15 protein-coding genes are annotated in these 20,228 nt (G+C 53.8%); 6 read left to right on the forward strand and 9 right to left on the reverse strand.

Features of this window, described 5'->3' with window-relative positions; genetic code table 11:
• Positions 1-5 precede the first annotated feature (5 nt).
• From ACR02O_RS10350 to ACR02O_RS10380, 7 genes are all read right to left on the reverse strand, one after another.
• The gene (locus ACR02O_RS10350; protein WP_494523324.1) at positions 6-2,207 is read right to left on the reverse strand and encodes a TonB-dependent siderophore receptor; all 2,202 of its coding nucleotides are present in this window, start codon (positions 2,205-2,207) and stop codon (positions 6-8) included.
• Positions 2,208-2,469: 262 nt separating this feature from the next.
• The gene (locus tag ACR02O_RS10355) at positions 2,470-2,892 is read right to left on the reverse strand and encodes an ExbD/TolR family protein (protein WP_458137079.1); all 423 of its coding nucleotides are present in this window, start codon (positions 2,890-2,892) and stop codon (positions 2,470-2,472) included.
• Entirely contained in the window at positions 2,892-3,632 is a 741-nt protein-coding gene (locus ACR02O_RS10360) for a MotA/TolQ/ExbB proton channel family protein (protein ID WP_458137080.1), read from the reverse strand. Before ACR02O_RS10360 ends, ACR02O_RS10355 begins: the two co-directional genes overlap by 1 nt.
• 3 nt (positions 3,633-3,635) lie before the next feature.
• A complete protein-coding gene (locus ACR02O_RS10365; RefSeq protein WP_494523325.1) occupies positions 3,636-4,421 on the reverse strand; it encodes an energy transducer TonB in 786 nt (261 codons plus the stop codon).
• 82 nt (positions 4,422-4,503) lie between these two features.
• A complete protein-coding gene (hemP, locus tag ACR02O_RS10370; protein WP_033155322.1) occupies positions 4,504-4,695 on the reverse strand; it encodes a hemin uptake protein HemP in 192 nt (63 codons plus the stop codon).
• A 37-nt stretch (positions 4,696-4,732) separates the two neighbouring features.
• Entirely contained in the window at positions 4,733-5,014 is a 282-nt protein-coding gene (locus ACR02O_RS10375; RefSeq protein WP_458137082.1) for a hypothetical protein, read from the reverse strand.
• A gap of 320 nt (positions 5,015-5,334) precedes the next feature.
• Positions 5,335-6,210 carry a LysR substrate-binding domain-containing protein gene (locus tag ACR02O_RS10380; protein ID WP_033155321.1) on the reverse strand — a complete coding sequence of 292 codons (876 nt, stop codon included), beginning with the start codon at positions 6,208-6,210 and terminating at the stop codon, positions 5,335-5,337.
• A gap of 285 nt (positions 6,211-6,495) precedes the next feature.
• Here ACR02O_RS10380 and katG point away from each other — a divergent pair, with 285 nt between their 5' ends.
• Complete coding sequence (katG, locus tag ACR02O_RS10385; RefSeq protein ID WP_458137083.1) at positions 6,496-8,718, forward strand: catalase/peroxidase HPI; 2,223 nt, start codon at positions 6,496-6,498, stop codon at positions 8,716-8,718.
• A 313-nt stretch (positions 8,719-9,031) separates the two neighbouring features.
• On the opposite strand, the gene ACR02O_RS10390 is transcribed toward katG, so the two are convergent.
• On the reverse strand, positions 9,032-9,679 hold the full coding sequence (locus tag ACR02O_RS10390) for a DUF2076 domain-containing protein (protein ID WP_319962600.1): 648 nt from the start codon (positions 9,677-9,679) through the stop codon (positions 9,032-9,034).
• A gap of 473 nt (positions 9,680-10,152) precedes the next feature.
• Here ACR02O_RS10390 and ACR02O_RS10395 point away from each other — a divergent pair, with 473 nt between their 5' ends.
• The 5 genes from ACR02O_RS10395 to ACR02O_RS10415 all read left to right on the forward strand — a co-directional run bounded on the left by ACR02O_RS10395 (position 10,153) and on the right by ACR02O_RS10415 (position 18,107).
• Positions 10,153-12,810, forward strand: coding sequence for a putative bifunctional diguanylate cyclase/phosphodiesterase (locus ACR02O_RS10395; RefSeq protein WP_494523326.1), 2,658 nt, complete (start codon positions 10,153-10,155; stop codon positions 12,808-12,810).
• A 117-nt stretch (positions 12,811-12,927) separates the two neighbouring features.
• A complete protein-coding gene (locus tag ACR02O_RS10400; protein WP_494523327.1) occupies positions 12,928-13,557 on the forward strand; it encodes a biliverdin-producing heme oxygenase in 630 nt (209 codons plus the stop codon).
• 24 nt (positions 13,558-13,581) lie between these two features.
• Positions 13,582-16,848 carry a bifunctional diguanylate cyclase/phosphodiesterase gene (locus ACR02O_RS10405; protein ID WP_494523328.1) on the forward strand — a complete coding sequence of 1,089 codons (3,267 nt, stop codon included), beginning with the start codon at positions 13,582-13,584 and terminating at the stop codon, positions 16,846-16,848.
• Positions 16,849-17,030: 182 nt separating this feature from the next.
• Complete coding sequence (locus ACR02O_RS10410) at positions 17,031-17,747, forward strand: YebC/PmpR family DNA-binding transcriptional regulator (protein WP_494523329.1); 717 nt, start codon at positions 17,031-17,033, stop codon at positions 17,745-17,747.
• Positions 17,748-17,951: 204 nt separating this feature from the next.
• Positions 17,952-18,107 carry a hypothetical protein gene (locus ACR02O_RS10415; protein WP_165786410.1) on the forward strand — a complete coding sequence of 52 codons (156 nt, stop codon included), beginning with the start codon at positions 17,952-17,954 and terminating at the stop codon, positions 18,105-18,107.
• A gap of 151 nt (positions 18,108-18,258) precedes the next feature.
• Here the strand turns inward: ACR02O_RS10415 and tfpB are convergent, their stop codons facing one another.
• Positions 18,259-20,040, reverse strand: coding sequence for a type IV pilus assembly ATPase TfpB (tfpB, locus tag ACR02O_RS10420; RefSeq protein WP_415880442.1), 1,782 nt, complete (start codon positions 20,038-20,040; stop codon positions 18,259-18,261).
• Positions 20,041-20,228: the final 188 nt, after the last annotated feature.

Below are 20,228 nucleotides of genomic sequence, written 5' to 3' on the forward strand. Positions count from 1 at the left end.
AACCGTTAGAAACTGTACTTGACCGAACCGGTGATCACCCGGCGCATGCCGTAAGTGGCGAAGCCGTCGGCCGGACTGCCGTAATCGAAGGCCGATGTCACATGTTCCTTGTCCAGCGCGTTTTGCAGATTGAAGGCCAGTTGTATCTGCTTCCAGGTGTAATGCAGACTGGCGTCGAACAACACGTAACTCGGCACCTCGGTGGTGTTGCGGCCGTAATAGCTGTTGCCGTACGAGGTACCGATGTAACGGGCGCCGCCGCCGATGCCCCAGCCCTTGGCCGGGCCGCTGGCTACGGTGTAATCGGCCCAAAGCGTGGCTTTGTGGTCCGGCACGTACTCCAGGCGCTCGCCCACTTCGCTGGCAAACGAGCTCTTCGTGACGGTGGCATCCAAATAACTGTAACTGGCTGTCAAATTCAGACCGTTATCCAGACTCGCCAAGCCCTCCAATTCGACGCCGCGCGAGTGGGCGCTGCCTTTCTGCACGTTCTGGAAACTGGTTGGGTCGGTGGTCAGGTAGTTGTCGCGGGTCAGGTCGAAATAGGCCAGGCTGACGAAACTGCGCTGGTTTCTGGGCTGATATTTGACGCCGAACTCGTATTGTTCGCCGGTTTCCGGCTTGAACGTTTGTCCGGTCAGGGCGTCGCGGCCGAGCGCCGGCAGGAAGGAGGTGGCGTAGCTGAAATACGGCGCCAAGCCATTGTCGGCAAGATAGACCAAGCCGGCGCGGCCGGTCGCCTTTTCATCCTGCTGGCCGCTGGCCGATCCGCCCAAACGATCCGTGGTGGCGCTGTCGGCCAGATCGTAACGGCCGCCCAAGGTGAGCAGCCATTGCTCGGTGAGTTTAATTTGATCCTGCAAATACAAGCCGATCTGGTCTTGCACCGAGACATCGTTTTGGTAAGGCGACGCGGCCGGTACCGCCGCGCCGTAAACCGGCGCGTACAGATCAAGATTAGGCGCGCTACCGAACGGCAACACATAGGTCGCGTCGGTATGTTGAAAGTCCAGGCCGGCCAGCAAGGTGTGGGCAATAGGTCCGGTCGCCAATTTCAATTCGGCTTGGTTGTCCAGACTAAATCCCTGCACGCGGCCGTCAATTTCGTAGTAGTAGCGGCTGATGGTGCGTTGGTCGGCCAATAGCGCCGCGGTGTAAACGCTGCGCGCGTCCAGTGTATTGTCGTAATAGCGGGTATTTTGCCGAATCGCCAATGTGTCGTTAAAGCGGTGTTCGAATAGGTAACCGACCGAAAACTGTTCGCGATCATATCGATCGACGCCCGGTTCGCCGGTGAAACGGTTGCTGGGCAGTGGCCCGTTCGGATTGCCGAACAAGGTCCCGGCCGCCGGATAGCGTTGCGAGGGCTGGGTTCGGTCTTGCTGGTAATGGCTTAAAAAGGTCAGCGTGGTACGTTCATCCGGCTTCCAGGTCAGAGACGGAGCCAGATAAATTCGGTTGTCGTCGATAGCGTCGATTTGGGTTTCGCTGTCGCGGCCCAAAGCCACCAGCCGGGCCGCCAAGGTACCGGCCCGGTCCAGCGAACCGTGCAGGTCCAGCTCGCCTTGTAAGCGGTCGTAGTTGCCGGCCTCGAATTTGATGTCGCCGCCGAAGGCGCCGAAGATCGGCCTTTTCGAAACGAAGTTAACCAGACCGCCGGCGCCGGCTTGGCCGTATAGCACCGAGGCGGGGCCGCGCGGGATCTCGATGCGCTCGGCGCCGAACGGCTCCAGGTTGTAACTGACGGCGAAACCGGGATTGACCAGCTTCAAGCCGTCCTGAAACAGGCCGGTTTCGGTCACGTCGAAGCCGCGCATTTTTAAATAAGTGGTGCGCGGTTCGAAACCGAACGATTCGCTTTGCACGCCCGGCGTGTAGCGCAGGGCTTCAGCGATAGTGCCGACGTTTTGCGCTTCCAGTTGGTCGTCGGTGACCACCGAAATCGAATGCGGCGTTTCCAGCAGCGGCGTGTCGGTCTTGCTGGCGGCGCTGGAGGTGGTCGCCACGAAGCCGACGTCGCGGCGTGTGCTTTGGTCTTTGACTTCGACGACGGGTAGGGTGACATCCTTGTCGGCCGACGAATCCTTGTCGGTATCCTGTGCCGCGGCCGGCGCCGGGCAGATCAGCGCGGCGGCCAGCGGCAGTGCCGCCATCAGTGCTCGGGAATCCGCCGGCTCGTGCCGGCGGCGTGAATTGGGTTGGGGCATGCGTGCTCCGTCGGGTTAGCAATGTCGTTAAAGTCATGGCTACCTGGCGGGAAAGGCTGGGTGGCGGGTTTGTTGGTTACCCGTCGGAAAACGGGTAACGTTTTTATTTCCGGTTTTGGGATGTCCGGCAGGCAGGGGCTTTACTTCGTTACCATTACAAGGCGGCATCCTTGCCTTGCCCATCTACCAGACATCCCAAAACCGGCAAATTTTTTTCATGACCCCTGCTTTGCAAGTTGGCAAAGCGCCGGGGTTTTAAACGCTATTTTTTCTCCGGCTCCGAGACGAAACCGATTTTACTGACCCCGGCTTTGGCCGCATCCGCCAGCGTTTCGGCGACGAAGTGGTACGGTACGTTTTGATCGGCGCGGATATGCAGTTCCGGCTGCTGCGGCGATTGGGCTATGTCCGCCAGGCGCTGATTCAAGACGCTACGGTCGATTTGCTCCTGGTTCCAGAACAATTTACCTTCGCCATCCACCGACAGCGCCACCGGGTCGTCGCTAGGTTGTTGCGGTACGCTGCTGGCTTTGGGCAGATCGATTTTCACTGCATGCGTCATCAGCGGTGCGGTGATCATGAAGATCACCAGCAGCACCAGCATCACATCGATTAACGGAATCATGTTGATTTCGGCGACGGTGTGGCCGCCGCCCTTGTTTTGATCGAAGCCGCCGAATGCCATTAGTGTTCTCCAGTGGCGAAGGCCATTTCAACGCCGGCAATAGCGGCGGCTGGCGCGCTGGCGATGGTGGCGCCGGTGGTCAGGAACGCAAACAAATCGTGGGCGAAGCCGTCCAAGCGGGCTAACAACAAGCGATTGCTGCGCACGCAATCGTTATAGGCCAGTACCGCCGGTATCGCCACCGCTAAGCCCAGACCGGTCATGATTAGTGCTTCGCCGACCGGTCCGGCGATTTGATCCAAACCGCCCAATCCGCCTTGACCAATATTGACCAGGGCGTGGTAAACCCCCCAGACCGTGCCGAACAAGCCGATAAACGGTGCGGTGCTGGCGATGGACGCTAGTGCGGTCAAGCCCCACTCCAGTTGCGCGGTTTCTTCGTCGATGACCCTGCGCATCGAGCGGGTCAGAAACTCGGCAGTCGAGCCCGCCTGTTGCAAACCATGGCTACCGTGGCGGGCATGATGTTGCGAGGCGGCTAAGGCGTGGCGGGTCAGATTCGAGAACGGGTCGGTTTGGGTGCCGTCGGGCAAGTGGCTGGCGACGTCGGTGAGGGTGTCGCTGGCCCAAAATTTTTGTAAAAACAGCTCGGCGCGATGGCGGACCTGGATGGCGTGCCAGGCCTTGACGACTATGAAATACCAGCTGGCTACCGACATGATGATCAGCAAGCTGAATAGGAAGGCGCCGACACTGTCGGTTTGCGCCAGGAAATGGTCGAGACTTTGATTGAGTGCCATGATTTATCCTTCGAGAGAGAATGAAACGGGAACCACGACCCAGGCGGAAACCACCTGTTCGCCGCGGCGGGCGGGGACGAAACGCCATTTTTGCACGGTTTCCTGGGCGGCTTGATCCAGGCGCTCGTAGCCGCTAGATTTACGTAGCGTGACTTGTTCGACCGCGCCGTCGGTATTGACCAGTACCCGCAACAACACCTTGCCTTGCTCGCCGAGTTGCCGCGATGCGCTAGGATAGGCCGGGGCCGGGTTGTTCAAGTAGTCGGCGTTCAGGTTGGGCAAGGTCATCGGCGCCGACGACGCTTCGCTGTTACTGGCGGAACTGGGTGCCGGGGCAGGCGCGGCCGCAGTGGCCGTTGGTGTAGGTTCGGCGCGCGGTGGTTCCGGCGTTGGCTCTGGCGCGGCGATTGCCGTCGGCGCACTGCCGGCGGTCGACAATAGGTTCGGCTTTTTAACCGGTTTGGGTGGCGTTTTAGGTTTGTTGACGGCTTTTTCCGGCGCTGGTTGGGCTTGCTGTACCGGTGGTTTGGCCGGTGCCTGTTGCGTTTGGGTGTCGCCGATCGATTGCACCATGATAGGTTGCGGCGGGGTGACGGGCTGCGGTTTCTCGCTGTTCGGCATTAGGCCGAACCAGGCTAAATGCAGGCCGAGCGCGATTAGCAAGCCCAGGCCGCGTTCGTTATATTCGGCTTTTTGGATTGTGGCTATCGATTTATACGGCTCTTCGCTGGCTACGAGGCGCATGGGGGCCAGGCAGGCAAGCTGGCGGAAACTGGCGGTCGGTAACATACAGGCCTCTCGATTAACTGAGCTGAAAACGATTGGCTGGCTACCCTGGGGTTGGCTGGCTGGTGTTGTCGGGTATTACGGTTTACTTGGTCAAAATTAATTTGCCGTTGCTGGTAATGCGCAGACGGTACTCGTCGCCTTGATGTTCGATGACAATTTCGTTTTGGGTGCCGAACAATAAACGGCTATTCACCCGCTGCCTGGCTTGCGGTATTTCCGGCGGCGTGTCGGCGGTTGACGGGCTAAGTCGCACTGGGTTGGACGGATTTTTCATAGGACTAAAAATGATGACGAATAAATGCCAAACCCGCTCAATGCGCTGCTACCGACTGCTGGCGAGCTGTTTTTCGCTCTAATAACAGGTTGGTGACTGTTTGCCAGTGTTCCAGCAATTGCAGATACATGTCCCGGCTGGAAGCACTATGTTCTAGTTCCGGATGGCTCAGTAACCGGCCCAATTGCTGTACGATCAGATGCGCCAACTTTGGGTTGTGGTGGCCGTTGATGAATTGGGTCATTAACACGCAGGTTGCGGCATGAATTTGCGCCACATCGCGGCTTCTCGGCGCGCCGATAGAGTTGTCTTCAAACATGATGACCTCGGGTTGCATAAGTTATAAGTTAAATTGCCGCACACTGGATAACTTAGGAGGCTGTGCAGGTGCGGCAATGACAGCACGAGAGATGACTGTCGGATACAAATGATAATGATTATCATCTATATGTCAAGCAAAAGTATTTTGCTGTGGGTGGTTTGGGAATTTGTCGGGAAGCAATTGGCAGGGCCAAGGTGGTTGGGAAGACGATAGAGGTGTTTTGTTTGTGGTAAATGATTTGAGAATATGACTGCAAATGGCAGCGGAAGTCGCCACCCTTGGTCAGGCTTATAGCGTGGCTTCGGCTTTTTGCAGCTTTAGGGCAGCGGTTTGTAAGCCAGTAGTCCGGCCAGCGTTTCCAGGAGTTCGCTACGGGGATGATTTTTGATCCAGACCAGCGCGATTTGCCGGCTGGGCCGCTGGCGGATGGTGATATAACGAATGTCATGATCGTCCGGCTGCACGGCGACCGAAGGCATCAGCGTCACGCCGACGCCGTTTTTGACCATGAAACGCAAGGTTTCCAGGCTGGATGCCCGGAAGTCGTGCTCCACGAAGCGCGACGGATGGCATAATTTTAGCGCCTGATCCCGCAAACAATGGCCCTCGTCCAGCAACAGCAGATTTTCTTTGGCCACCGTGTTCAGGTCAATTTCCGCCTGCTCGGCAAGTGGATGGTCGGCGCACACCGCCAGGGTGAAAGGGTCTTCGAATAGGGTTCGCGATTCCAGGTTCGCCTGTTCGACAGGCAAGGCCAGCAAGGCAGCATCCAGCTTTTTGTCGAGCAGCAAGGCTACCAGAGCGTTGGTTTTTTCCTCGACCAGTTGGAGTTTCAGCTCGGGGTAATGCTGCTTGATGCGAAATACGTATTCCGGCAATACGTAGCTTGCCAGTGAAGGAAAAGCCCCCAACGACAACATGTTGCGGTGCCGATCACTGGCGTGGGCGGCGATTTGGCGAATGGAGCGGGCATCGTCAAGTATACGGCGGGCGAGCGGTAAAATTTCCCGGCAAGTGTCGGTGGTTTCCACCGCATTTTTTTCGCGCAGGAATAAATCCACGCCTAAATAATCCTCAAGTTTCTTGATCTGCGTGCTCAACGTCGGCTGGCTAATCGAACAATGCTCAGCCGCTTGGCTGAAGTTTTTCAATTCCGCTACGGCCACTAGGTAGCTTAAATCCCGCAAGTTCATCGACTGTTATCCGCTGTTGAGGTAAGTGTTCCGAAAGTGCACCCGGACCGGAATCATACCAGCTTGGAAGCGCCTATTATTGACTTGGCCTATCGGTCCATCGAAGAAATCAATTTCAGTTTGCGGCCAATCTCCCGTTGAATATGTCCACCGAACCCGTTTTCTGAAGGGATAGGGTGCCGTTACAACTAAATGCCGCTACAGTTAATCCCGTGCGGTCTTTAAAACGAAAAAAAACAACGGCTGGTTTTTATCTTAAATCACAACAAGGAACAGAGGTGCACCATGACAAGCAAACAAATTTTCCTGGCATCCACATTGGCACTAGCCATATCAGCGGCATTGACCGCCACACCGGTGCAGGCCGAGCCGGAACCGACCATGAACAGCTTCTGGTGGCCGGAGCAACTGAATCTGCAACCGTTGCGGCAGAACGCCGCCGAATCCAATCCCTTGGGCAAGGCCTTTAATTATGCCGAGCAATTCAAAACCCTGGACTTGAAAGCCGTGAAAGCAGACATCGCCGGCGTGCTACATACCTCACAACCCTGGTGGCCGGCCGATTATGGCAACTACGGGCCGTTTTTTATTCGCATGGCTTGGCATAGTGCCGGCGTCTATCGGATTTTCGATGGTCGCGGCGGCGCGTCCGGTGGTCAGCAACGCTTCGAGCCGCTCAACAGCTGGCCGGACAATGTCAATCTGGATAAAGCCCGCCGCCTGTTGTGGCCGGTCAAACAAAAGTACGGCGCCAAACTGTCCTGGGCCGACTTGATGGTGCTGGCGGGCAATGTGGCCTTGGAAGATATGGGCTTCAAAACTCTGGGGTTTGCCGGTGGCCGCGCCGATGATTGGGAGGCCGAAGTGGTCAATTGGGGCACGGAAAAGAAATTTCTGGCCGATGAGCGCCACGACGGTAAAGGTGAGCTGGCGAAACCCTTGGCGGCGGTGCAAATGGGCTTGATTTACGTCAACCCCGAAGGCCCTGGCGGTAATCCTGACCCATTGGCAGCCGCCAAACATATCCGCGAAGCATTCGGCCGGATGGCGATGAACGACGAGGAAACCGTGGCGCTGATCGCCGGCGGCCATACCTTCGGCAAGGCCCACGGTGCGCATAAACCCGACGAATGCGTGGGTAAAGAACCCGCCGCGGCCGGCATTGAAGAGCAAGGCTTAGGCTGGGCGAATAAATGCGGTGCCGGCAACGGCGTCGATACCGTCAGTAGCGGCCTGGAAGGCGCTTGGTCGACCAACCCTACGCGCTGGACCCACGATTATCTGACCTGGCTATACACCTTCGAGTGGCAACAAAGCAAAAGTCCGGCCGGTGCCACGCAATGGATACCTAAAGACGGCAAAGGCGATAACTTTGTACCGGACGCACACGACCAGAGCAAACGCCATCCGCCGATCATGTTTACTACCGATATTGCTTTGAAAATGGACCCGGATTACCAAAAAATTTCCAAACGCTTTTTGGATAATCCAAAAGAATTCGAGGCGGCCTTCGCCAAGGCCTGGTTCAAGCTGACCCACCGCGACATGGGGCCCAAAGCCCGCTATATCGGTGCGGAAGTACCGGCCGAAGACTTCGTCTGGCAGGACCCTATTCCCAAAGTTGATCACAAATTGATTGACGCCAAGGATGTTGGCAAATTGAAATCAGCCATCTTGGCTGCGGATCTGACGATTCCCGAGTTGGTGAAAACGGCCTGGGCCTCGGCAGTCACGTTCCGTGGCACCGACATGCGCGGCGGAGCCAATGGTGCGCGGATTCGGTTAGCACCGCAAAAAGACTGGGAGGTCAATGATCCCGCCGAACTGGGCAAAGTGCTGGCAAAACTGGAAGCCGTCCAAACCGAATTCAACCGCTCCTTGAAAGGCGGCAAAAAAGTGTCGCTGGCCGATGTGATCGTGCTGGGCGGTTCGGCAGCGGTGGAGGAGGCGGCCAAAAAAGCCGGTTATAAGGTGCAAGTGCCGTTCAAACCGGGGCGGATGGATGCGGCGCAAGAGCAAACCGACGTCAATTCTGTCGCGGTGCTGGAGCCCAAAGCTGACGGTTTCCGAAATTACTTTGGCAAAGATAATGCGCATTCGCCTGCGGAAATGCTGGTCGAACGCGCGAATTTTCTGACCTTGAGCGTGCCGGAAATGACGGTGCTGGTGGGCGGCATGCGGGCTTTGGATGCGAACGCCGGCCATGCCAAACACGGGGTGTTCACCAGTCGTCCGGGCACGCTCAGTAACGATTTCTTCGTTAATCTGCTCGATATGTCCACGAAATGGACCAAGTCAGCTACTGAAGGCATTTACGAAGGACGGGACCGGGCCAGCGATCAAGTTAAATGGACTGCCACACCAGTGGATTTGATCTTCGGTTCCCACTCCGAGTTAAGGGCAGTATCGGAAGTCTATGCCTCGGCAGACGGCAAGGAAAAGTTCGTGCAGGATTTTGCCAATGCCTGGGCCAAAGTGATGGAACTGGATCGATTCGATAAGCGCTAAGCTTGGCTTGCGAGGCAGCCAATTTGGCCGAAACTGGGTCAAGTTGGCTGCCTTGCGCAAAAATGCCTTTCATCGTCAACTTATTAACCCGGTCCTAGTTGTCACGGGCATGCTGTTTGGGCTGAGCCCGTCAAAGCCGTGGCTGCTGTGTTCTTCGATGGGGAGAACGGTTTTCTGCGTCGGGTTAATACCAGGCTGGTGGCAAGCCGCAAACACCTCAGTTTGTGCCCAGTGGTGCCAGGGTCCCTCACAGAGAAAAGTCAAAAAAAAGGGCAGTGCAAAGACTGCCCAAAGAGGGAGAACTCAAGGTGAATCAAATCCAGTCGGAATCGTTGCTGTCGTCCGGCACGCTGTAGTCTGCGTCGCTAAGTGAAAAATCGTCACTATTATCCAAGTTGGCTTGCTGGATGGCATCGTCGCCGTAATAGTTGTTGACTACTGTCTGTTCCTGAAGGCCGCTGTGTTCGCCCATTGCTTGCTGGCCCCAGGCGCTGGAGCCGTGATGACCCATTAGACTTTCGATGCCTTGGAACAAAAACGAACCGGCGACGACGCCCGCTGCCGTGGTTGCGACATTACCTAAAAAACTACCGCCACCACCACCGAAGAAGCCGGGCGCTTGCGCGGGAGCGGCGCCGCGCGGCATTTGATAATTACCGGCACCGGGCACCGCTCCGCTATTGTTGGCAGGTTGAGCCCACGGATCGTTCCCCAGGAACCCGCCACGTTGTGGGCTTGCACCGGCTTGCAATTGATTTTGCAACTCGGCGATTTGTGCTTTAGCCGCAGTCAAAGCTTGATCCTGCAACAAGGCGCGTTGCACCAGCAGATAAGCGGCATCGGGTTGTTTGGCCACCGCATCTCTAATCAAGGCTTCGGCCTCGGCGTCTTTTTGGGCGAGCTTTACTTCGTTCAGTTGATTCAGAAACTGGCTGAGCTGGTTGCGTTCCTGTGAATTCATTCAATAACTCCTATCGTGAGATATAACCCGGCTAAACGCCGGCATGGGCAAAGACTGCAAAATCGCTGCAAAGTTTCTTTCAGTTGGGTGTGGTTTAGGAAGTTTCAATAGTCCGGGTGAAATAGTTGATGGCGGAAATTGCTTCTTTCCAGCGGCAAAGGGCAACTTATTCAATCGCTGCCGGTCCTGTTCCAACGGCGCGACAGACTATGCTCCGGCACCTGGCGCTGCAATTGCTGCTTTATCTTTGGCATTGCAAATTTCGGAATATGGGTTCCTGCACTTTCCGGGAAAGGGTCGGGGGTAGGGCATCATAAAACCAAAATTGTAAGGGCGGTGACTAGGGCGCGGTTAAAGCAGCCAGCCAAAAACAGCATTGCCTGTTAGTCCGGTTAGCGTACAATCCAGAGTACTTCGTTAGTCGTTTCAAACCCACTTCAGTCGTTAGTTAGTAGCCGGCCGCTAAATCATACGTGATCAGTAACCCGAACAAACAAGCAGCAATTCAAGCGGCACAGCTTCGGCAACTGTTTGCAGCAAGCAATGTGTCATTGATCAGCAGTACGCTACTGGCGGCTATTCTGGCTTATATGCAGCGCGACATGATTGCGGCTCATGTGGTGCTCAGTTGGTTAACGCTGATTGTGTTGGTGGCGGTTTCCCGCACTTTGCTGGTCAAGGCTTATCGGTCCGCCGCGCCGGAAGTGGGCGAAAGCACTCGGTTCTGGATGAAAAGGTTTCGGATTGGGGTGCTGGCCGTGGGCTTGGTGTGGGGAGCGGCCGGTTTTCTAATGTTCCCGGCCAAGAGTTCGCAGCACCAACTCTTTTTGGTTTTCATGCTGGCAGGCTTGTCCGCCGGCGGCGTGGTGGCTTTTTCCGCCGATCTGCTTAGTGCGGTGCTATTTTCTTTGAGCTCGCTGCTGCCCATCATTGTCCGCTTGTTCATGTCCGGCAATGGGTTGTTTGTGGCGATGAGCGTGGCAGGGTTTTTATACCTGTGCTTCATGGTGATCAGCTTGCGTCGTATCAATCGAAGCATCACCGAGAATATTGTCTTGCATCTCGACGCCGCGGAAAGAGAAGAGGCCATGCGTATCAGCGAGCAGCGCTATCGCTTGTTGCTGAAACATTCGCCCATCGGAATTTTTCATTACGACACCGACCTGATCGTCACTTACTGCAACGAACCGTTTGCCGCTATTTTGCAGAATAGCGTCGATAACGTGGTCGGATTGGATATTAAGGGTTTTAACGACGGTTCAATACTTGCCGCTTTGCATCAGGCGTTGAACGGTGAAAAGGTAAGTTATGAAGGCAATTTCAGGCCGGCGCCGGATGCCGCCGGCATAGTGATAGACATGAGCTGCGCGCCGTCCCGCGACGGCGCCGGCAAGATTGTTGGCGGTATTGCGATTATTCGGGACATCAGCGAGCGTAAGCAGGCGGAAGAAATGCTGCGTATCAGCGCCATCGCCTTCGAATCGCAGGCGGCGATGATCGTCACCTCCCCGGACGCGATAATCCTGCGGGTGAATCGAGCTTTTACCGCGCTGACCGGCTACGAAGCGCAAGAAGTAATGGGGCAAACGCCGCAGATGCTCAACTCCGGTCGGCACGACAAGGGATTTTTTACCGCCATGTGGACTTCATTACAGGAAACCGGCCACTGGCAAGGTGAAATCTGGAATCGGCATAAGAATGGCCTGATTGCTGCTCAATGGCTGACCATTGCCGCCGTAGTCGCGCCCGATGGCCGCATTACCCATTACGTCGGTACATTTTCGGATATTACCGAGAACAAGGACGCGGTGGCGGAAATCCACCGATTGGCCTATTACGATCCTTTAACCCATTTGCCTAACCGGCGTTTGCTGCAAGACCGCTTGGGCCAGGAGTTGGTTGCCGGCGCCCGCAACGGCTTGTATGGCGCTATCCTGTTCTTGGACCTGGATAATTTCAAGACGCTTAACGACACGCGCGGCCATGAGGCCGGTGACCAATTATTGATAGAGGTGGCGCGGCGCTTACGTACTAGCGTGCGCGAATGCGACATCGTCGGCCGTCTGGGTGGGGATGAGTTTTTGGTGTTGCTCTCAGATTTGAGCGCCGATGTCGAGCTTGCCGCCATGCAAACCAAGCAAGTCGGCGAAAAATTGCTGGATGCGTTGGCTTATCCTTATGACATAAACGGCTATGAGTTCCATTGTTCGGCCAGTATCGGCATTCGCTTGTACCGTGATCACGAGCTTGCGGAGGAGCTACTCCGGCACGCCGATCTTGCTATGTATCAAGCCAAAATGGCCGGGCGTAATACTGTGCGTTTCTTCGACCCGAGCATGCAGGCATTGGCCACGGCTCGCGCCGATTTGGAAAAAGATTTGCGCCTTGCGCTGTCTCAAAATCAGTTCAAGCTGTATTTTCAAGCGCAGATCTACCGAAACCACCAAGTAGTGGGCGCCGAGGCGCTGTTGCGTTGGCAGCATCCGCAACGCGGCTTGGTGTCGCCGTTGGAGTTTATTGCCTTGGCGGAAAAAACCAGTTTGATTTTGCCGATTGGCCAATGCGTGTTGGAAGCCGCTTGCACGCAACTGAAGCAGTGGGAGCAGCATGCGCGTTCGCGGCAATTTCGGCTAGCCGTTAATGTCAGTGCGCGCCAGTTTAGAGCGGCGGATTTTGTCGAGCAGGTGCGGCGGACGCTGGATAGCCATGGCGTTAACCCGGACTTGCTGGAACTGGAACTGACCGAAAGTCTGGTCCTTGAGAATATCAACGACACCATCTCTAAAATGCACGCGCTCCGAGAGATGGGCGTGCGCTTTTCGTTGGACGACTTTGGGACCGGATACTCGTCGTTTTCCTATCTGACGCAGTTGCCGTTCGACCAGTTAAAAATTGACCGCTCCTTTGTGCATAACATCGGTATCAAAACCAGCGATGCGGTGATCGTACAAACCATCATCGGCATGGCCCACAATCTGGGGATAGAAGTGATTGCCGAAGGCGTCGAAACCGAAGCGCAGCGCTTGTTTCTGGAACAGCACGGCTGCCACGCCTGTCAGGGCTTTTTGTTCAGCAAGCCGGTGCCGATAGACGAGTTTATGGCCTGGAGTCGGCGTTTGCCCAAGTGCTGACCCTGCCTGTCAATGTAGCCGCTCCGGCTATCAGGCATGCACCTGGCCTTTCGCGGAATTGTTGGTATATTTCCGATTAGTGCCGTTTTTACTAAATTGGCTTTGCCGGGGCTCCGAATGAAATCGTCCGATACACATCCGCACAATTCCCGGCTGGCAGTCCGCGAGGCGTTAAAAGGCGCAAGCAATGACTATCACAACCGCTTAAATCAGCACAGTTTGTTGGTCGGAATCACCCAACCAGACTATTCGCTGGCTAAATATCGAAAGCTGCTGTCCGCTTACTACCATCTCTATCAGGCTTTGGAACAGCGGTTAATTGCCTTTCAGTCTTCTCAAGACTGTCAATTCGACTATTCTCAACGCCTTAAGCTGCCTTGGATTTGCCGCGATCTGGCGTTTTTGGGGATAGACCCGCTTAGGGAATGCAACATGGCGCAAAACCTGCCGGCACCGCAGGTAGCCAGCATGGGTGAATATACCGGGGTTTTATACGTGATAGAGGGATCGATGTTGGGTGGACAGCTTATTTCGCGTAGCCTTGAGGCCTACCACGGTTTAAATGGCGAAGCCGGCGCTTGCTTTTTCCGCGGTTATGGTCAGAACACCGGGCCTATGTGGCAAGATTTTCTGCGGTTTGCGGACAACCTTGCCGGTGACGATGACCAGCGTTCGGCTGCCGAGCAGGCGGCCTGCCAAACTTTTCAATTTTTTATTCAGGTGTTGGATGATTATGCCTATTCGTAAGTTACACGTTCTCCGCCCGGTCTAATGGATGATATTGATCAACAGGCGTTGCAACAAGCCCTGGAAAAGTGCGCGGCAGAGCCCATTCACCAAATCGGGCAGATTCAGCCGCATGGCGCCTTGTTGGTTTTGAGCGCTGATCGTCCTTACACGGTATTACAGGCCAGTGCCAACGTTAGCGAATTTTTCAGCGAATTGACCGGCGATGTTTGCGGCAAACCGCTTCAGGAACTGGTCGGCGAAAAAACTGCTGGGCAAATCGAGCAAATGTTTCAATCGGCGCAGCGTAAAAATACGGCCGCCGGGAAACTCAGCATTCCTCAACGCCGCGGCTCTCTTGAGCTACAGGCCCACGCTTATGTCAGTGACGGGCTATTTGTGTTGGAGCTCGTGCCTGATCACGACGCCGACCAGGAAGGGCGATTGTCCGAATTTCTGATGCAAATGCAGGAGTCATTACTGCGATACGACGCGAATAGCGATTTCTCCCGCTATTTCGATGATGTCGCGCTGTTGGTGCGGCGGATGAGCGGCTACGATAGCGTGATGATCTATCGGTTTGACTCTAATTGGAACGGTCAAGTGATCAGCCAAAACAGCGTGGATCATGCGCCGTCCTACTTTGGGTTGCACTTTCCGGCCAGTGACATTCCGCCACAAGCGCGGCGGCTTTATACGAGTAATCTGGTACGCTTGGTTGCCGATATTGATGCCGAGCCGGTGCCCATTTTACCTGGCCTCAATCCCGTAACCGAGCGGCCGCTGGATATGAGTTACTCGGCGTTGCGTTGCCTGTCGCCGATACATATCCAGTATTTGCGCAATATCGGTGTGCAGGGCTCGATGGTGATTTCTTTGCTGCAAAACGGCCGATTGTGGGGATTGATAGCTTGTCATCACTTCACGGCAAAACGTGTGTCGATTGCCCAACGCGAAGCGGTGACGTTTATAAGCCGGATGGTGTCGTCGAAATTATCCTCGATTGAGGCCTTGGAGCAGTACGACTGTGTTGCCAGCGCTAACCATGTGATCGGTGAGTTGCTGAATTATATTTTTACCGATCACGAGCAACGGGTCCTGCAAAGGTTACTACCGCCATTGATGGCGTTGCTGGATGCAACCGGGATATTAGCTGTGGTGGAAGGTAAGCGGCATGTTTACGGCGAGGTGTTGAAGCCTGCAGATCTAGGGGCATTATTGCTCTGGCTGGGCAAACAAGCCAGCGGCCAGATATTTAGTTCTGATCATCTTGCCAATGATTTTGTACCGGCAGAAAAATACCAGGAAATAGCCTCAGGGATATTGACCACACCGCTGCCCGGCGATATGCGCAATGTCATAGTTTGGTTCAGACAGGAAAAGCCGCGCACCGTAAGCTGGGCGGGCAAGGCCGAGAAAGGCTTGGTGATGGACAAAAGCGGAAACTACCAACTGACACCGCGTAAGTCATTTGAAATGTGGACGGAATTATGGCGGGGTCGCAGCGAACCTTGGTCGCCTGTACAAATAGATATTGCCCGGATGTTGGCGATGACCTTACCCGAGGGCTTGGCACAAAAAAGCCGGTTGGAGCACGCGCTGAGAAAGCAACAGTTATTGGACGCCGAGCTGCGGATTGCCGCTACCGCTTTTGAGTCGCAGGAAGGCATCGTGGTTTTGGACGAGAATCGCTTGATACTGCGGGTAAACCAGGCGTTTACCCGTATTACCGGTTACCTCAGCGAGGAAGTAGTAGGCAAGAATCCGCGGGTATTGGAATTGGATTTGCAGGGTCTGGTCTATTACAAGGAGATGTGGGAAAGGGTCAATAACTCAGGGGTCTGGGAAGGTGAGATTTCTAGTAAACGCAAGGACGGTGCGGTGTTTCCCATGCATTTGGCCGTCAGTACGGTGAAAGACCCGACGGGTTGCATTAAAAATTATGTGGCCACGTTTGTAGATATTACCTCGATTAAAGCCGCTGCCAAGGAAATTGAGCGCTTGGCGTTTTATGACCCGTTGACCGGTTTGCCGAATCGCCGATTACTGCAAGATCGTTTGAAACGAGCGCTGATTGCCAGTGCGCGTAGCGGGCGGGAGGGGGCCATCCTGTTTATCGATTTGGACAATTTCAAAACCTTAAACGACACCCTCGGTCACGACATGGGTGATTTATTGTTGCAATTGGTGGCACAACGTTTGGTGGCGTGCGTGCGCGAAGGCGACACGGTTTCGCGGCTGGGTGGGGACGAATTTGTGGTGATGTTGACCGATCTGAGCGATGAAGTGCTGGATGCCGGCGCGCAGACCGAAGTGATAGCGAATAAAATCCTTACTGCCTTGACGCAAACCTACCGGCTTGCCGACCACGAATATCGCAATTCGCCCAGTATCGGCGCGGTGTTATTCAACGACCATGATTCGGACATAGAAAGCTTGCTGAAACAAGCCGATATTGCCATGTACCAGGCCAAAAAAGCCGGGCGGAATACCATACGTTTCTTCGACCCGGCCATGCAGGCCAGTATCAATGCGCGGGTCAAATTGGAGGCGGATTTACACGGTGCTTTACTGAATAAGCAATTCCAACTGTATTATCAGCCGCAAGTCTCGCAAGGTTTGGATATTATCGGTGCTGAAGTCTTAATCCGTTTTCAACATCCCGAACGCGGCTTGATTTCACCGGCTGAGTTTATACCTTTGGCCGAAGATATTGGTTTGATTGTGCCGATAGGGCGTTGGGTACTGGAAACCGTTTGCCGACAACTAAAGATTTGGGAAAGCAGCGCACATACTCAACATTTGCAGTTGGCAGCGAATGTCAGCGCGCGGCAGTTTAGGCAAACTGATTTCGTCGACGTGGTGCGGCAAATCATTCGAGAGAGCGATATCAATCCCAATCGCTTGAAGTTGGAGTTAACTGAAAGTCTGGTGCTCGACGATATTGATGAGACCATCCGTAAAATGCATGCGTTAAGGGAAATTGGCGTGCGTTTTTCAATGGATGATTTCGGTACCGGGAATTCCTCGTTATCTAATCTTAGAAAACTGCCTATCGATCAATTGAAGATTGATCAAAGCTTTGTAAGAGATATTTCTGTCGATCCGGACGATACCGTGATCGTCCAAACGATTATTGCCATGGCCAATAATCTGGGTTTGGACGTCATAGCCGAAGGGGTGGAAACCGAAGAGCAACGTAGTTTTCTGGAAAACCATGGCTGCCATACATTTCAAGGCTATCTCTACAGTAAACCCTTACCGTTAGATAGCTTTGAACGCTTGTTACCCTCAGGGGGTGAACAAGTTTAGCCGGCCGGCGGATGTGATTAGAGCTTCCGTAATGCTGGCTTCTTTGATTTTGGTTTTGCGGCGAGTCTAACCATCATTCCTAGAGTCGGACCTGGCTTATACCGGTCAAAAAATTCCCACAGCAAATACTTATCTGTAGAATCGCGGTTTTTTTGCCAAGCGATCCGGGGAGCAAAAGTCGAATGGGTAGAGCGTATCAAAACCGTAAAGTGTCCATGGCCAAGACGGCTGACGCCAAGGCCAAGGTTTACAGCAAATATGGTCGGGAAATCTATATGGCCGCCAAATCGGGCGGTATCGATCCATCCGGCAACTTGACTTTGCGGGGTTTGATCGATAGAGCCAAAAAGGACCAAGTGCCTACGCATGTCATCGAAAAAGCTATCGATAAAGCCAAGGGTGGTGGCGGGGAAGATTTTGCGCCTGCCCGCTATGAAGGCTTTGGACCTGGCGGTTGTATGGTGATTGTCGATTGCTTGACCGATAATCCCAATCGCACGTTTGGTGATGTGCGGCTGTGCTTTACCAAAACCAAATGTAAGATCGGTACGCAAGGCACTGTCAGCCATATGTTCGATCATTCGGCAATCCTGGCGTTTAAACACAACGACGAAGATGCCGTGTTGGAAGCCCTGCTCAGTGCGGATGTGGATGTATCCGACATCGAAAACGAGGACGGCAAGTTGACCGTGTTTACCCCCCATGCCGACTACGCGAAAGCTAAGCAGGCCTTGACGGATTTGTTGGGCGAGATCGATTTTGAAGTGGATGAAATTCAGTTTATACCAAGAAGCGTGTCCCCTATCAGCGGCGACGATGTGGTGATGTTCGAAAAGTTTTTGGATATGTTGAACGACCTGGATGACGTGCAAAACGTTTTCCATGATGCCGAGTATTAAAGGCAAAACCGTTCAGTAATTTGAGATATTGCATTCAGGAACCTCAGCGTTCCTGATCCACTAAAGTGCATTGCCATTGCTTGTTTTAGCAGGATAACCTGGCTATTGTTTCTTTTAGTAAAACAAACAATATGTATTAGAGGGTATTGTTGATAAATTATATCTATCTTATAGTGTAAGCGTGTTTATTACGGAGTAACAAAAATGAATGACTTACAAAAAGATATTTTGAACGGTTTGGCTTTTATCACCGGCGTGATCGGTTTTATGTCAGGCGAATTTATTCTTTCATCGGCACTATTTGCTTCAACGACTGTTGCGAGCAACATCAACGCAAATCGGAAAAAGCGCCAGGATTAAGCTGGCTTACTATAGGGCGGTTATATTGGCCTATATCGTTTTAGCAGGGAAATAAGGCATCGGCTTAGGCCGGGTTTTTCCGGAGTCTGCTGTCTCTTCTCGGTTTTATCCTAATCTAGGCGATCAATAAATTTGCATTTGGTCGACAGATTTAAAAATCTATCCGCTCCGGCGCCACCCGCAACACTTCCTCAATGGTGGTAATGCCGGCGGCAACTTTTTCCGCGCCACTTAGCCGCAACGGGCGCATACCTTCTCTGATCGCTTGGCGTTGCAGCAACAGTGTGTCGCAGCCTTCCACGATCAATTTTTGCAGGGTCGGCTGGTTTTCGAAAATTTCGTAGATGCCGATACGGCCGGCAAAGCCGGTATTGCGGCAGGTCTTGCAACCAACAGCTTTATAAATGTGTTTAGGGGTAGCGACTTTAAACGGCGCCACCAATGCCTGCCACTGTGCTTGGTCTACGGTTGTCGCGGTTTTGCATTGCCCACATAGCACCCTTATCAAGCGTTGCGCCATTACCCCCAAAATGGTTTGCTGAATCAGATAGCCTGGCAAGCCAAGATTTAACAAACGTGTCACCGCAGCCGGTGCACTATTGGTATGGAGGGTGGAAATCACTAAATGTCCGGTCAGCGAAGCTTGCACGGCCATTTCCGCCGTCTCCAAATCGCGTATCTCCCCGACCATAATAATGTCGGGATCTTGCCGAAGTAGGGTGCGAATCCCACTGGCGAAATCCAAGCCGATATTGGCTTGAGTCTGCATTTGATTGAAAGCCGGCTCTATTTGCTCGATGGGGTCTTCCACGGTGCATAGATTGATTTCCGAGGTGGCCAAACGCTTCAGCGTGGAATATAAGGTAGTGGTTTTGCCGGACCCAGTCGGGCCTGTCACCAGAATAATGCCGTGGGTCTGGCTGGTCATCCGGTTCCAAATCCCCAGCTCCTGTTTATTAAAGCCCAACTGCTCGTAATCGCGCAGCAGCACTTCCGGGTCGAAAATTCGCATCACCAGCTTCTCGCCAAACGCAGTCGGCATGGTGGAAAGTCTTAGTTCTATCTCTTTGCCGTTGCTATTTTGGGTCTTGATCCGGCCGTCTTGCGGCAGGCGTTTCTCGGCGATATTCATCCGGCCTAGAATCTTCAAGCGGCTTAAGACCGCATTCATAATCGGCATCGGTAGTTGATAAACCTTGTGCAGAATGCCGTCGATCCTGAATCGCACATTGCCTTGCTGACGGCGCGGTTCGATGTGAATATCGCTGGCGCGCTGGTCGAAGGCATATTGCAGCAACCAGTTGACCAAATTCACCACATGCTGATTGTTCACGTCCAAATCGGCGCTTTTACTCAGCTCGACCAACTGTTCGAAGTTCTGGCCTTCCGCAGTGCGGCCATCATTGTGGGTTTGCGCGCCTTTCAGCGATTTGGAAAAGTTATAAAACTCGTCCAGATAGCGTTTGATCTCGTCCGGATTGGCAAACACGCAGCGAATCTTGCCGTGGTGCATCTTCGCCAGGTCGAGTTGCCAGGCACGGATGAAGGGTTCGGCGGTGGCTACCACGATTTCATCGGCGTCGATCTTGATCGGCAAAATATTATAATTGCCGGCGTAAGCCTTGCTGAACAAGGCAGTGACCGTAGGTACGTCGATCTTTAGCGGGTCGAAATAGTAATAAGGCATAGCCAGCTTTTTCGCCAGCCATTGGGTCAAGTCTTCTTGCGTCAACGGCGTGCCGAGCTGGCTTTGGTCGGCGAGTTCGCACTCTGCTAAGACCTTTAACGGATGCTTGTTGAGATTGATTTTGGCGGCTGCGTATTGCCGGCACTTTTCGACATCCTTGGCGGATAACATGCCGTCTTCTTCCAGCCACTTTACGATCTGGTTGATGTCCAGCTTTCTGTCTTCGGATTTGTGTTCTTCCCGCATACGCCTGGTTTGCTATGATATAAAGGTTTAGTCTAGCCAAATATGCAGGACGCTGTGTAGATTTAAAGCTTGGCGGTGGAATTTTCAGGCAGAGCATGGAACACTGCAAAAAGGCAATGTGAGACGACGACAAGAGCTATAATAGCGAATCGATTCTTTAATATGGAGTGGTTTAAGTCTTAACCCTA

Source organism: Methylomonas sp. PHL2-19 (genome assembly GCF_059331595.1).